The organism is Nocardia aurea (assembly GCF_003123685.1).
Lineage (GTDB): Bacteria > Actinomycetota > Actinomycetes > Mycobacteriales > Mycobacteriaceae > Nocardia > Nocardia aurea.
The window spans coordinates 111,464-124,839 of sequence record NZ_QCYJ01000085.1 but is presented as its reverse complement, the minus strand read 5'-3'; the positions used below and the strand labels follow the sequence as shown (position 1 = coordinate 124,839).

General features: G+C 67.3%; 14 protein-coding genes. 6 read left to right on the top strand and 8 right to left on the bottom strand.

Going from position 1 to position 13,376, the window contains the following annotated elements; all coding sequences use genetic code 11:
- Positions 1–79 precede the first annotated feature (79 nt).
- Positions 80–1,060, bottom strand: a complete 981-nt coding sequence (locus DAT37_RS17260) for an aldo/keto reductase (protein ID WP_109525791.1) — start codon at positions 1,058–1,060, stop codon at positions 80–82.
- Positions 1,061–1,249: 189 nt separating this feature from the next.
- Between DAT37_RS17260 and DAT37_RS17255 the strand changes: the two genes are divergently transcribed.
- Entirely contained in the window at positions 1,250–2,146 is an 897-nt protein-coding gene (locus tag DAT37_RS17255; protein ID WP_109525790.1) for a helix-turn-helix domain-containing protein, read from the top strand.
- A gap of 14 nt (positions 2,147–2,160) precedes the next feature.
- Here the strand turns inward: DAT37_RS17255 and DAT37_RS17250 are convergent, their stop codons facing one another.
- Entirely contained in the window at positions 2,161–3,345 is a 1,185-nt protein-coding gene (locus tag DAT37_RS17250) for a PucR family transcriptional regulator (RefSeq protein WP_109525789.1), read from the bottom strand.
- 86 nt (positions 3,346–3,431) lie between these two features.
- Between DAT37_RS17250 and DAT37_RS17245 the strand changes: the two genes are divergently transcribed.
- Together DAT37_RS17245 and DAT37_RS17240 are read left to right on the top strand one after the other, a co-directional pair.
- Positions 3,432–4,526 carry a ferredoxin reductase gene (locus DAT37_RS17245; RefSeq protein ID WP_109525788.1) on the top strand — a complete coding sequence of 365 codons (1,095 nt, stop codon included), beginning with the start codon at positions 3,432–3,434 and terminating at the stop codon, positions 4,524–4,526.
- Between the two features lie 26 nt (positions 4,527–4,552).
- On the top strand, positions 4,553–5,707 hold the full coding sequence (locus DAT37_RS17240; protein ID WP_109525787.1) for a fatty acid desaturase family protein: 1,155 nt from the start codon (positions 4,553–4,555) through the stop codon (positions 5,705–5,707).
- Positions 5,708–5,744: 37 nt separating this feature from the next.
- Here the strand turns inward: DAT37_RS17240 and DAT37_RS17235 are convergent, their stop codons facing one another.
- The 3 genes from DAT37_RS17235 to DAT37_RS46055 form a co-directional block, all read right to left on the bottom strand.
- Positions 5,745–6,569: an SDR family NAD(P)-dependent oxidoreductase gene (locus DAT37_RS17235; protein WP_109526054.1), complete on the bottom strand. Its 825-nt coding sequence runs from the start codon at positions 6,567–6,569 to the stop codon at positions 5,745–5,747.
- Between the two features lie 50 nt (positions 6,570–6,619).
- A complete protein-coding gene (locus DAT37_RS17230; protein ID WP_157978521.1) occupies positions 6,620–7,978 on the bottom strand; it encodes a PucR family transcriptional regulator in 1,359 nt (452 codons plus the stop codon).
- 86 nt (positions 7,979–8,064) lie between these two features.
- Positions 8,065–8,190, bottom strand: coding sequence for a hypothetical protein (locus tag DAT37_RS46055; RefSeq protein WP_269814780.1), 126 nt, complete (start codon positions 8,188–8,190; stop codon positions 8,065–8,067).
- Positions 8,191–8,296: 106 nt separating this feature from the next.
- On the opposite strand from DAT37_RS46055, the gene DAT37_RS17225 reads away from it, so the two are divergent.
- Positions 8,297–8,905 (top strand): TetR/AcrR family transcriptional regulator, encoded by a 609-nt coding sequence (locus DAT37_RS17225; protein WP_157978520.1) that lies wholly within the window; start codon positions 8,297–8,299, stop codon positions 8,903–8,905.
- Between the two features lie 63 nt (positions 8,906–8,968).
- Positions 8,969–10,012, top strand: a complete 1,044-nt coding sequence (locus tag DAT37_RS17220; protein WP_109525784.1) for an alpha/beta hydrolase family esterase — start codon at positions 8,969–8,971, stop codon at positions 10,010–10,012.
- 6 nt (positions 10,013–10,018) lie between these two features.
- On the opposite strand, the gene DAT37_RS17215 is transcribed toward DAT37_RS17220, so the two are convergent.
- The 3 genes from DAT37_RS17215 to DAT37_RS17205 all read right to left on the bottom strand — a co-directional run bounded on the left by DAT37_RS17215 (position 10,019) and on the right by DAT37_RS17205 (position 12,547).
- On the bottom strand, positions 10,019–11,092 hold the full coding sequence (locus tag DAT37_RS17215; RefSeq protein ID WP_109525783.1) for an LLM class flavin-dependent oxidoreductase: 1,074 nt from the start codon (positions 11,090–11,092) through the stop codon (positions 10,019–10,021).
- Entirely contained in the window at positions 11,089–11,913 is an 825-nt protein-coding gene (locus tag DAT37_RS17210) for a DUF1684 domain-containing protein (RefSeq protein ID WP_109525782.1), read from the bottom strand. Before DAT37_RS17210 ends, DAT37_RS17215 begins: the two co-directional genes overlap by 4 nt.
- 211 nt (positions 11,914–12,124) lie before the next feature.
- Positions 12,125–12,547, bottom strand: coding sequence for a MarR family winged helix-turn-helix transcriptional regulator (locus DAT37_RS17205; protein ID WP_109525781.1), 423 nt, complete (start codon positions 12,545–12,547; stop codon positions 12,125–12,127).
- Between the two features lie 89 nt (positions 12,548–12,636).
- Between DAT37_RS17205 and DAT37_RS17200 the strand changes: the two genes are divergently transcribed.
- Positions 12,637–13,362 (top strand): SDR family oxidoreductase, encoded by a 726-nt coding sequence (locus tag DAT37_RS17200; RefSeq protein WP_109525780.1) that lies wholly within the window; start codon positions 12,637–12,639, stop codon positions 13,360–13,362.
- The last annotated feature ends 14 nt before the right edge of the window (positions 13,363–13,376 follow it).

Genomic DNA, 13,376 nt, shown 5'->3' with positions numbered 1-13,376 from the left:
CGCCGTCCTTCGCCTGCACGCGATGCCCCCATCACGGGCATGACCGTCATCGCGCGATCCGTGCCGGGGACCCGAATCATCAGCGGTCGATGGTGGCCATGTTCGCCTCGTCGTGTCGAGCTCCCACGGCCGGTGTAAGCCGGTCCAGGCGTGTCAGTTGGTCGGCGGACAGGACGACGGTGTCGGCGGCGGTGTTCTCCTCGACGCGTGCGACGCGGCGGGTGCCCGGGATCGGGGCGATGTCGTCGCCCTGGGCCAGCAGCCATGCCAGGGCGACCTGGGCGGAAGTGGCGCCGATCTCGTTTCCGACCGCCCGGACCTCGTCGACCAGGCGCAGGTTCTGGTCGAATGCCTGTCCGACGAACCGGGGGTTGGTCTTGCGCCAGTCGTCGTCGGGGATGTCGGCGGGCGAGCGGAGCTGTCCGGTGAGGAAGCCGTGGCCCAGCGGGGAGTAGGGCACGAATCCGATGCCGAGGCCGCGCAGCAGCGGCAGGAGTTCGGCCTCGGGGTCGCGGGTCCACAGCGAGTACTCGGTCTGTAACGCCGCGACCGGGTGTACCGCGTGGGCCCGGCGGATGGTGTCCGGGGATGCCTCCGACAGCCCGATATGGAGTACCTTGCCCTCGGCGACCAGCTCGGCCAGCGCGCCCACGGTCTCCTCGATCGGCGTGCCGGGATCGACACGGTGCTGGTAGTAGAGATCGATCCGGTCGGTGCCCAGCCGTTTCAGCGAACCCTCGACCGCGGCCCTGATGTTCGCGGCACTGCTGTCGATGACGCCGGGCCCGCCACCCGAATGCGAGACCAGACCGAATTTCGTAGCCAGAACAACCTCGTCGCGACGACCGGCGACGGCCCGGCCGACGATCTCCTCGCTGTGGAAGGGACCGTAGATCTCGGCGGTGTCGATATGGGTGACACCCAGGTCCAGTGCCCGGTGGATGGTGCGGATCGACTCGTCGTCGTCCAGACCACCGCCGGAGGTGTAGGCACCTGCCATGGTCATGGCGCCCAACCCGATCCTGGACACTTCCAACGCTCCGAGTGAAGCCTTCTTCATCGACTAACTCCTTCGTCGGTAATCATGGCGGGGACGGTCCGGTCGGCCCGTGGACCTACCGGCTGCCCAGGGCTGCGGTGTTGCCCCGGACTTCAGCCAACACCGCGGCCGACGCTCGAGACAGGGCCTGTCGAGAGGGTCACTCACGGTGACCCTCCTGGTGCCCTGCCTGCGTCTACCCTCGATGCCATGGACGAGAAGGAGGCAGCACGCACTGCGGTCCGTGACTTCCTCAGCACCCGCCGTGACCGGGTCTCCCCCTCCGATGTCGGCCTCCCGGACACCGGAACCCGACGCCGGGTCAAGGGTCTGCGCCGCGAGGAAGTCGCCCTGCTGGCCGGTGTCAGCCCGCAGTACTACATCCGCCTCGAACGCGGCCGCGCCACCGGCCCGTCCCCCAGCGTCGTCGCCGCCATCGCCGCGGTACTGCGACTCGACGACGACGAACGCACCCACCTGGACCGACTACTCGCCGCGCTGACCCCCGAAGGCCGCAAACGCCCCCGAACAGCACCCACCGCGACGATAAGCCCCGGCGTACAGGTACTGCTGGACTCGATAACCCACCTACCCGCCGTAGTGGTCAACGGCCGCTTGGACCTGCTGGCGGCCAACGATCTCGGCCGCGCCCTCTACGCCGGAATGCTCGACACCGACAACCCGGTCGACAACTCGGCCCGGTTCGTATTCCTCGACGAACCCGCCGCCAGGGACCTGTTCCCCGAATGGGAACGCGTCGCCGCGGACACCGTGTCCATCCTTCGCATCGAAGCCGGGCGCCATCCCGACGATCCGGAACTGATCGCCCTGATCGGCCAACTGTCCACCCGCAGCCGAGAATTCCGGACCCGATGGGCAACCAACGACGTCAAAACCCACAGGGCGGGCACCAAAGCCTTTCGGCATCCCCTCATCGGAACACTCACCCTGCCCTACGAAAACCTCACCATCGACGCCGCCACCGACCAGGTCATGACCGTCTACACCCCACAACCCGGCTCACCCGAACACGACGCCATCCGACTACTCGCCAGCTGGAACGCACCCGCCTACCCTGCGCAAGCGGAGAAATCCCCGGAAACCTGACCGCCGATCGGCTGTCAGCGGCTATCCGCCGACCCCAGGGCGACGGTGAGCTCCAGGATCGCGCACGGGTCGGTGAGACGCTCACCGTAGTGTTCGCGAAGTTGGCCGATCCGGTAGCGGACCGTCTGAGGGTGGACGTGCAGTGACGCGGCGATCTCGTCACGTCGTCCGTGGTGGAGTAGCCACGCGCGCAAAGTCTCGATCAGCTTGTCCCGTGTGGCGGGCCGCAGATCATCCAGTGGGGCAAGCACTTTGGTCCGCAGGTCGGACAATGCGACCGCGTCGGCCCGCAGGACGAGCTCGGTCAGGTAGTCGTCGGTGTCGACGACCGGCCCGGAGCCGAGACCCATGTCGATACTTCGCATCACGCGGTGCACCGACGCCGCGGCGTTCTCCCACGGTCTGACCGGGCCGAGGACGGCGCGGTGATCGGCCGACGCGCGGATCAATCTCGTTCGTGTCCGCCGGTTCAGATCGGGAAGCAGCAGCACGAGCCACTGCTCGCCGGTCCGGTCGGCGACGTTGTCGGGTAGTCGCAGTGTTCGCGGATCGAGTTGTGCGGCGACAGCGCGTTCGGCGCCCGCCGACAGGGCCAAGGCGGTCAGGGTGCGGGGTGGTCGCCACTCCGCGCGTTCGGCCGCCGACGCGAGATCGTCGACCGATGCGCCCGCCAGAATCTGCTGGACCAGACGCTCACGGTTGCGCTGACGTGACAGTCCGCTGATCGCGAGTTCCTCGGCGTGTCCGGCGACGCTGTAGGCCGAGAGGCGGTCGATGTAGCCGAACATCAATTCCGCGAGCAGTGCCAATGTGTCTCCCGGCAGTCCGTGGGACACGGCGATACCGCTCAACTCGCGCCACGCCACCGTCGCCCCGGTCCGGTACGCGGCGAGCAGGACATCGGTCGAGCGACCCTGCCGGGCCTCACCGCGTCCCAGCGAATACGCGCCGTCGAGACTCGGACCGGCCGCGGCGACGTCGGCGTCGTTCGGTGGGGGCTCGGTGGACTCCTTGATGAAACCTTGCAGTGCCTGCTGGACAGCGACTTCGATGATTCGGCCCATCCTGCCGCTGAAAGCGTCGGCGTAGCTGGGCACTTCCGCGATGACCGTGGCCACCGTTCGCTCGGCCACCGTCGGCAGCGCCGACCACATGGCATCGATCACGGCCTTCGGCAGATCCACCTGCGCTGACACCATGAATTTATCCTCTACGAACAAAACTAGCCCGAATTTTCACACATCAGGGTCAAGATTTTACACTTCCGAGCGCCCAGTATGGAGTAATGACACATTCGTTGGCAGAGCAGACCGCCGTTGTGGCACGGGTCGCCCGACGTCGGGTGCGAAGGCTGGCCGAACTCGTCACCACCCCGCTGGTCCCCCAGGACTTCGTCGATCTCGTCCGGCCGCTGAACAGTCGCACCGACCCGAGGGGGCGAATCGAGTCGGTCGTGGCGGAAACGGCCGAGGCGGCCACGATCAGGATCCGTCCCGGCCGAGGATGGCACCGTCCCGTCGCCGGACAGTATGTGCGCATCGGGGTCGACGTCGACGGCGTCCGGCAGTGGCGCGCCTATTCGATCTCCTCACGACACGACGACGGCACCTTCACCATCACCGTCAAGGCGGTACCCGACGGGGTCGTCTCGTCCCACCTGGTCGACCGGGCCCGGGCCGGAACAATCGTGCAACTCGATCAACCGGCGGGCGAGTTCGTCCTGCCCACCCCTCGGCCCGCCAAAACGCTGTTCATCACCGCCGGGAGCGGCATCACCCCGGTGATTAGCATGCTGCGCGAATCCTTGCGCGAACTCGACGACGTCGTACTCGTGCACTCCTGCCCCACCGCCGAGGACGCCATCTTCGGCGCCGAACTGCGCGCGCTGGCCGCCGCGCGCCGCATTCACCTGATCGAACGGTTCACCACCGGCCGGGGACGTCTCACCGTCGACGACATTGTCGCGGCGGTGCCGGATCTGGCGGAACGTTCCGCCTGGGCGTGCGGCCCGGCGCCGATGCTCGACGCGCTCGAACAGCACTACCGGGAATCCGGTATGGCGGATCGACTGCGCACCGAACGCTTCCGGGCCGCTCCCGTCGTCACCGGAGTCGGCGGCAGCGTCACCTTCACTCGCACGCGGACGTCGGTACACACCGACGGAGCGACGAGCGTGCTCGACGCGGGTGAAGCGGCCGGAGTGCTCATGCCGTCGGGATGCCGGATGGGCGTGTGCTTCGGATGCGTGGTTCCCCTGCACCGGGGCGCCGTCCGAGACCTCCGCAACGGCGACCTCACCACCGCCGCCGATTCCGGCGACGGCGTACTCGTCCAGACGTGCGTTTCCGCAGCCGCGGGTGCCTGCGAAATCGCTCTCTGACCACCGGACAACAGACTGGGAAACCTATGACCGCGATACAGAAGAACCCGAACAGCCCCGTGGCACACCTGAGTGCCGAGGACATCGAGACACTCGGCCGCGAACTCGACATCATTCGCGACGAGATCCTCGCCGACCGTGGCGCGCAGGACGCCGCCTATATCCGCGAGGTGATCACCACCCAGCGCTCACTGGAGGCGATCAGCCGAATCGTGCTGTTGGGTTCGATCTTTCCGCCCGCCTGGCTGCTCGGCACCGCGGGACTGTCGATCGCGAAGATCCTCGAGAACATGGAGATCGGACACAACGTCATGCACGGCCAGTGGGACTGGATGCGCGATCCGAAGATCCATTCCACGACGTGGGAGTGGGACAACGCTTCCCCGTCCGATCAGTGGAAGCACTCCCACAACGAGTTGCACCACACCTACACCAACGTGCTGGGCAAGGACAACGACCTCGGGTACGGCATCATGCGCGTCGACAAGGACCAGCGCTGGTCACCCCTGCATCTGGGCCAGCCGCTGTGGAACCTGCTCAATGCCTGCTTCTTCCAATACGGCATCGCCGCATACGATCTCGAACTCGGCAAGAATCTCAGCGGCGAGCGCCGACGCGATCCTGGGTTCCGTGCCCGGGTCGGCGCCACACTGCGCAAGATCGGCCGCCATGCCACCCGCGACTACCTGCTCCACCCGCTCCTGTCGGGGGTATCGGCCCCGACCACCTTCACGGCCAACCTGACCGCGAATCTCCTCCGCAATCTGTGGACCCATTCGGTGATCATGTGCGGTCACTTCCCCGAAGGCGTGCAGACATTCGAGAAGACGTCGATCGACGGTGAGACGCGGGGTGAGTGGTACCTGCGGCAGATGCTGGGATCGGCCAATATCGAAGGGAGCGCCCTGCTGCACCTGATGACCGGGAACCTCTCCTTCCAGATCGAACACCACCTGTTTCCCGACCTGCCCAGCAACCGCTACCAGGAGATCGCGCCACGGGTCGAGCAACTCTTCCAGCGCTACGGCCTCACCTACACCTCGGGTCCGATCCACCGCCAGGTCGCCTCGGCGTGGCACAAGGTGATCCGCCTGTCCCTGCCCAACGATTTCCTGCGGTCCGAGCACATCGAAACCGTGGCGGCCGAGTCCCTTTCGGAACGTATCGAGGTGACCGTATGAGTCCATTCGGGCAGGCTGCGGCCAATCACAGGTCGCTCTACCGCTGACCGCCCGCGGCATCGCCGCTGTGACGGGCCAGCACTCCGATCGCCTCGCCGCGCGTTTTCAGGGCGAGCCTGCGAGTGAATTCACGTAGTCGGTCGCCCACGATCCAGGTGGGACCGTTGGACAGATTCGCGATCGCCTCGGCGACAACCTCTTCCGGTGTCGCGGCCCCTTCGAGCGGGGTTGTCGCGGTCGGATTGTCGAGGGCGCCGCGCTCGGCGAGCGCACGACGCAGTGCGGGTGTGTCGGTGGTTCCCAGCACCAAAGCCAGGACATCGACGCCTTGTCCGTGCAGTTCGGACCACAGGGCCTCGGCCATGACCAGGTCGAATGCCTTGGTCGCCGAGTAGGTCACCATATTCGGGGCTCCGTAGAGGCCTGCCACCGAGGTGATCACCACCAGCGCACCCCTGCCCCGTTCCACCATGGCCGGGGCGAAATGGTGGCACAGCCGCATCGGCGTCACGCAGTTGCGCTGCACCATCGCCAAGGCGGTATCGAGCGGTTCGGTGAGGAAATGCGCGAAGTTCGGGTCCGCACCGGCGCAGTACAGCACCATGCCGACCTCCAGGCCCGCGGTCGCGGTGACGATGGTCGTGATCGCGTCCTGGCGGGACAGATCGACGGCGAGCACTCGCACGTCAACCCCGGTCCCGGTGCGGATGTCCTCGGCCACTTCTTCGAGGGCTTCGCGGCGGCGGGCCAGCAGGACGAGGTGCAGACCACGCTCCGCCATCGCGCGGGCGTACACCGCGCCCACCCCTTCCGAGGCGCCCGCGATGATCGCCCACGGGCCGTACCGGTCTCGGAAGGACAGGTCGGCGACGGGCGCACCGTCGTGCCCGGATCCGGTCGGGACGTCTTCGTTCATCGGATTTCCTCGTCGACGGCCGAACTCTCCCCTCGTGGCGGGAATGTCCGCGCGATCAGCGCCGCGCGAAGGGCCCATTGGCCGTCGGCGCGCGCGGGATCGAGTCCGGTGATCACCGCGATCCGTTTGAGTCGGTGGTCGATGGTGTTGGGGTGGATGTACATTCGCCGCGCGGCGTGCTGGCGGTTCTGATCGTTGAGCAGGTAGACGGTGAGCGTCTCCAGTAGTACGGGGTGGGCCATCAGCGGGTCGAGTCGGCGCGCGAGGGAGTCCCTGACCGCTCCCGGGCGGGTCAGTTGGTACTCGGCGGCCAACTGGTCGAACCGGTACAGTGTGGTCTCCGCCTTCGCCGACAGGGCGCGTCGCAGCCGGTCGGCGAGGTCGACCATGTGATGCAGTGTTTGCGAGTGCTCCGCGATGGCCTCGACCGGCACTTCGAGGTGCACCGCGGTGACCACGGCCTCGGCCGCGTCGGCGACGGCATCGACGAGGGATTTCAGCCGATCGACGGGCACTGCGGTGCTGGGAATAAGGATCGTCCCGCCGCCGAGACTCAGCGAGGAGATGGTGTCTCCGCCACCCTCGGCGGCGAGTGCGGATCGGATGCGCCGAACGACTTGCCGGGATGCGGCCCGGCGATCGACGGCGCCGACGAACGCGGTGGCGGGATATGTCAAGGACAACGCAAGAATGTGGTAGCGATCGGCGATGGTCACGCCGCATTCGCGCGCCATCGCCGCCGTGGCGCGGCCGTTCATCATCGCCACGGTGAGCGCGCGTATCGAATCGGGGCTCTGCCCCGCGGCAGCACGATATTCGCGCAGATAGGCCATCGTCACGGTCGTGGTCATCAGATCGAGCAGTTCGACGGTGCGCGCGCCGATGTCCACGCATTGGGCGACCGAGGCGATCCCGGACCTGGTCGCCACCAGTTCGTGGGCCATTCGCGAACCCTCGTGCAGCGCGTGCAGGATCACATCCACCGGCACGCCGTCGCGGGCCCATCGCGCGGCGGCCGATTCCAGTTGTGCCACTTCGTGTTCGGTGGGAGTGCCGCGTCCGTCGAGAATCGTGGTGGCGATCCGCAGGCAGTTCACGGTCACCGCGGTGATGTCGCCGCGTAGCGCATCGTCGGGCAGCGTGAGGCATTGGGCGACGGTCTGGCGGAAGTGCCGCACCATCTCCTCGGCGAGCGACTCGGTGTCACGCAGGGAGATAGCGGCAGGACCGAGGGCCCGAGCGGCGCCGGTGTGGCGGGATCTCTCGGTCGGCGCCACCGCCGCGCCCGCCGCCGACACCGCGACCCGTGGAACCCGTCTGCGCCCGTGCATACCGCTGCGGTTGCGCTCGTCCATCGACAACTCCTCTTCGAGTCGTGTGGTCTCGCAGGGCCACACCGGTAACCGGACAGTAGAATCCGGTTACCCGTCGGTAGTGTTCCCTACATCACCTCGTCGGTCAAGATGTGACGCGCGCCGCCCCGGCGCGAGGCGAGGAACGCGGTGTGCGCGTCGCACCGAACCCGCAGCTCGAAACCGCCGCTGGTGTCGAATATTTCGAGCGACACCCCCGCATGCGGTCTTGACACACTCGCGGCGAAAACCGACTCGGAGGCCCCGCACCGCCCCCGTGAGACGATCGGGATCGATGGGCCGCCGAGTAGAGTCGAAACCGTGAGTACCGCGAGTCGCGTCAACCGAGGACGCGCCGCCGCGGCCGAGAATCGTGCCGCGATCCTGGTCGCCGCCCGCGACATCTTCGCCGAACACGGCAGATCCGCGTCCATGACGCTGATCGCACAGACCGCGGGTGTCGGACAGGGCAGTCTCTATCGCCATTTCCCCACCCGGGGTCAGTTGATCCACGCCGTCTACGAGAGCAATCTCGTGGCGCTCGAATCCCTGGCCCAGCAGGACGAGTCCACCATCGATGACCTCCTCGAAGCCCTCTACCGGCAGCTCACCGATGCCGCCGCCTTCATTGCGGTACTCGACTCCACCGAGAGCCACAACCCGCATCTCGCCTCGATCCGGGCCAGACTGCGGAAACTGTTGTCGGACAAGTTCTCCGACATCCGTGGGCGCGGCAGCCTGCGCGACGAGATCACGGCGAACGACATCTACCTCGCGTTCGGCATGCTGGCGGCGCTGCTGCATCAGACGCCGCCGAGCGACCGTCGCGGCGCAGCACGACACGCCTGGGGCCTCTTACGCCACGCCCTCTATCGCACCGATCACCCGACGCCTGTGATCGCTGCAGACGGGAGCGGCGATCGGACATGAGGATTTCCAACAGATATCGCGAGACCTTCAGAATCAGGCACTCGGCCTGAGAGTCTGCCTCTCATGTTCGAGAACAATGTTGCGATAGTCGATGTTCCGATCGCCAGACGCCGTCGAAGCGTCGGGCACGGACTGCGGGCGCTCACCACGGTGGCGATGAAGGTGGTGTGCGTCGCCTCGTTCGTCGTCGCCTCCGCAGGCGTCGCACACGCCGACACCCCCGAGCCCGCTCCCGTGCCTTCCGCGGGTTGTGGCCGACCGGTTCCCGTTCAGGGGGCGACGACGGTGAAATTCCAGGGCACCGAGAAGTCGGGCCAGTATCGACAGAATGTCCCCGCAGGCGCGAATCGTCCGCTGCCGCTGGTCCTCGCCCTGCACGGTCTGCTGGAGAATATCGACATCGCCGAATTGGGCAGCGGTCTGGGCGAATACGGCTACCGAAACGGGTTCATCACCATCACCCCGCAACTGGACCGGCTCGGCCCGGCACAGTGGGAGTTCGGCCCCGACTCGGCGGACATCACGTGGCTGTCCCAGGTACTGACCCAGGTGGAGTCCACCCTGTGCGTCGATCTACGGCGCGTCTTCGTCACCGGCCTGTCGATGGGTGCGTTCGCCACAAGTTCGCTCGGTTGCCGATTCGCCGATCGGATCGCGGCCATCGCGCCGGTCTCCGGGTTGCGGGATTTCAGCTGGTGCCGTCCCGCGCGGCCGGTGCCGGTGATCGCGTTCCACGGCACCGACGACGCGATCGTTCCGTATGCCGGACAATCCAATTCCGGTTCGGCGTCCGGCTCCGGGGCCAGTGACGAGAACACCTCCGCGAGTCCGCGAGCCGTCACCGACAACGCCGCGGCCTGGGCGCGCCGCGACGGATGCACCGGCGCACCGGTCCGGACGACGATCGCGGCCGACGTGGTCGTCGACCGCTACTCGTGCCCGACGGGTATCGACGTGCATCTGTACTCGATCGTCGGGGGCGGCCATATCTGGCCCGGCACCGACTCACCGCTCTACCCGTCGTTCATCGTCGGCCAGAACACGAACTCGATCAGCGCCACGGCACTGATCTGGGACTTCTTCCGCAGCCATCCGATCAGGGACTGACCGCTCTCACGCCGAGAGTGTGATGTCCTCGGCCGCGCCCGATCCGGCGGGTTTCCACCCCAGTCTCGGTGCGATCAGTTCGACGGTGTCGTGCAGGATCTGCTCGTATTCGCCGCGATGGAATTCATAGGGCAGTTCCAGTCGCAATTCGGAGACCTGCGCGAGAACCGGATCGGCGCGCAGGCGATCCACGATCTCGTCGGCGGTGCCGACCACGTCGGGGGCGAACAGCACCCGCCGCTCGCCCTGGGGTGCGAGGGTGCGTTCGTGCCGGGAAGCCGCGTAGGCGCGGTAGCGTTCGCGGGTCGCTCGGTCGGCGCTGTCGAGCGGCACGATCACTCGCCCGACCGCGATCCTGCCCGGACGCGCCGGATCGATGCGCTGACGGTAGTCGTCGATCAGGCCCAGTTGGGTGGTGGCGAAATCGTCGCTGCGGTCGCCGATGACGATATTGCCGGTGAGCAGATTCAACCCGTTCTCACCCGCCCAGCGGACCGAACGGGTGCTGGAGCCGCCGTACCAGACCCGGTCGACCAGTCCGGGGCTGTAGGGCTGGAGGCGTGGGCGCTGGGTATTGCCCGGCGAGTGGATCACCGCGTCCTCGTCACCCAGGTAGGTGCCGCGCAGGTTCCCGATCAGCCGCTCGATGCGGCCGTAGGACAGATCGTAGGTTCGCCAGTCCCCGTCGAAGACGAGATGGCCCATGAGATCGGCGTGCGGTGGAGTGCCCGCGCTGAAACCCGGTTGCAGCCGCCCCTTGGACAGGGCGTCGGCCATCGAGAGATCCTCGGCGAGCCGGAACGGGCTTTCGTAACCGATGGGGATCACGGCCGTTCCCAGTTCGACGCGGCTGGTGCGCTGCGCGGCCGCGGCGAGGAACACCGCCGCGGATCCGACGCCGTGCTCGAGGTGCCGCTGCCGGATCCAGGCACCGTCGAAACCCAGACGCTCGCCGTATTCGAACAGTTCGAGCGTGTCCTCGAGACCGGTGGCGGGGTCGGCGTCGGGGAAGTTGCCGGGGGTCAGGAAGGCGAGTGTCGCGATCCGGGGTTCGTCCGGGATCGTCGGTTCCGGGCTCATCGGTTCCGCTCGTGGGGGATCTTCTCCCCCGCTTCGATCGCGACCGGAAGACGGTTCTCGGCGGGCGGCAGCGGGCAGGTCGCCAGATCCGTGTAGGCGCACGGCAGATTGACGGCCCGATTGAAATCGAGCGTGACCGCGCCGCCGGGATCCGGGGGCGGCAGTTGCAGAACGCGATTCGCGGCGTAGGTGGTGACTCCGGAGGTGGTGTCGGTGAACAGCACCGTCAGACTGCCCGGCGTCTTGCCGGGGAAGGCGGTCAGTCCGAGCGCGTGCCCGTCGAGTTCGAATTCGACGCGCCCGGGCGCCTCGTAGACGTGCTCCAGTCCTTCCACCGACGCGCCGACCGTGGTCGGTCGCGGCTGCTCGAAGGGCACGTACCGTCCCTCGACCACCCATTTCGGGTCCGGCGCGTAGGCCGGGGTGCCGCGGAATTCGGTGCGCAGCGAATTACCGGGATGGCGGGGGCGGACGATGTCGTAGCCGCCGCGCTTGGCCACCTCGATCACCGCGTCGCCCCAGATCGCTTCGATGCCACCGCGTTCCGGGATGATCCCGAATCGGTGCTCGCCGCGGACCGTCGCGCCGTCGATCACCAGTTCCTCACCGTCGTCGAGCGAGACGAGGACACCGTTCGGTCCCGCGGACCAGGCGCCGGGGGCGTCGGAGAACCGCTGCGGGGTGTCGGTCAACCAGTGCAGGGCGGTGATCGCCAGGAATCCGTGCGGTGCGGACAATCGGGCTTCCTGGGCGCTGTGCCAGTTCTCCCAGTCGACGCCGAACGCGTCGATGCGGGGGCCTGCGGCAGCCGATGTCGTCATGCGGTGCTCCTCTCGACCAGTGCCATCGACGATCTCGTGTCATGGCGAAAGACGCGGTGGACAGTGGCGCGTCCACCGCGTCACTCGATCCCACCGCGCGCGAGGCGGGGGCGACAGGTTTGCGATCAGCGGGAACGCAACCCCGGCTTCGTGCTTGCCGGACATGATCGGAACGCGCTCGCGGATCGAGTCGCACCAGAGCCCGAGCCGTTCAGCGTGTTTCGGCGAGCGCGGCGGCCGCGGCCGTGACGAGGGCGAGGAGTTCGGCCCGGTCCGCGGTCGGCAACCGATCGGTGAGTTCCTGTTCGAGCACGGCTCGGATCTCGGCGCGCAGTGCGATGCCGTGCGGAGTGAGGGCGGCGCGGGTGACGCGGCGGTCGGCGGGATCGGCTTGCCTGGTGAGGAATCCTCTGCGCTCCAGGCGATCCACCATGCCGGTGACGTTGGTCTTGTCGCAACCGAGCAGGGTCGCCAGTTCTCCGAAGGTGGGAGTGTGGCCGTCGAGCTGGCACAGGAGTTCGATCTGCTGGGTGGTCAAGCCGAAACTCCGCGCGATGAGGCTGTAGAGCGCGCCGAGTTCGCGATGCAGCGCGGAGAAGGCCGTCGCGAGGGCGGGGTCGGTGGTCGTCGCCATGTCGAAAGTCTAGATGATAGATAGTTGATACTATCGACCTAATAGTCCATAGTATCGACAATCGTTGACATCGATCATGGGAGGCGGATATGCCGGTTGCGATCGTCACCGGGGGCTCGCGGGGAATCGGCAGGGCCATCGCACAGCGGCTCGGCTCGGACGGCGTCTCGGTGGTGGTGAACTATCACACCGACCGAGACGCGGCCGAGCAGGTCGTTACCCATATCGAAGCCGCAGGCGGCCGAGCCGTCGCCGAGCAGGCCGATGTCGCGGATCCGTCCTCGTTGCGCGGACTCTTCGACATCGCCGAACAGCGCTTCGGCGGACTGGACATACTCGTCAACAATGTCGGCACAGCGCGTTTCGGCCCGATCGCCGAGACCACCGACGAGGATTTCGACCACACCTTCGCGGTGAACACCAAGGCGACCTTCGTCGCGTTGCGCGAAGCCGCGAACCGCCTGCGCGACAACGGGCGCATCGTGCTCGTGTCGTCCGGGGTGACCGCGACCCACCGGCCCGACTCCGGGATCTACGGCGCCAGCAAGGCCGCGGGAGAGGAGTTGGTCCGGGTGATCGCCCGAGAACTCGGATCCCGGGGTATCACCGCGAATTCGGTGCTGCCGGGTGTCACCAGGACCGAGGCACTTGTCGCCGCCACGACCGCGAGCGCCACCGACAGCGTCGTTCGCCAGACCCCGCTCGGGCGCATGGGCGAACCCGACGACATCGCCGATATCGTCGCCTTCCTCACCTCCGACGCGGCCCGATGGATCACGGGTGCGACGGTGCACGCCGGGGGCGGGCTGTTCTGAGTCCGGAAGGTGGG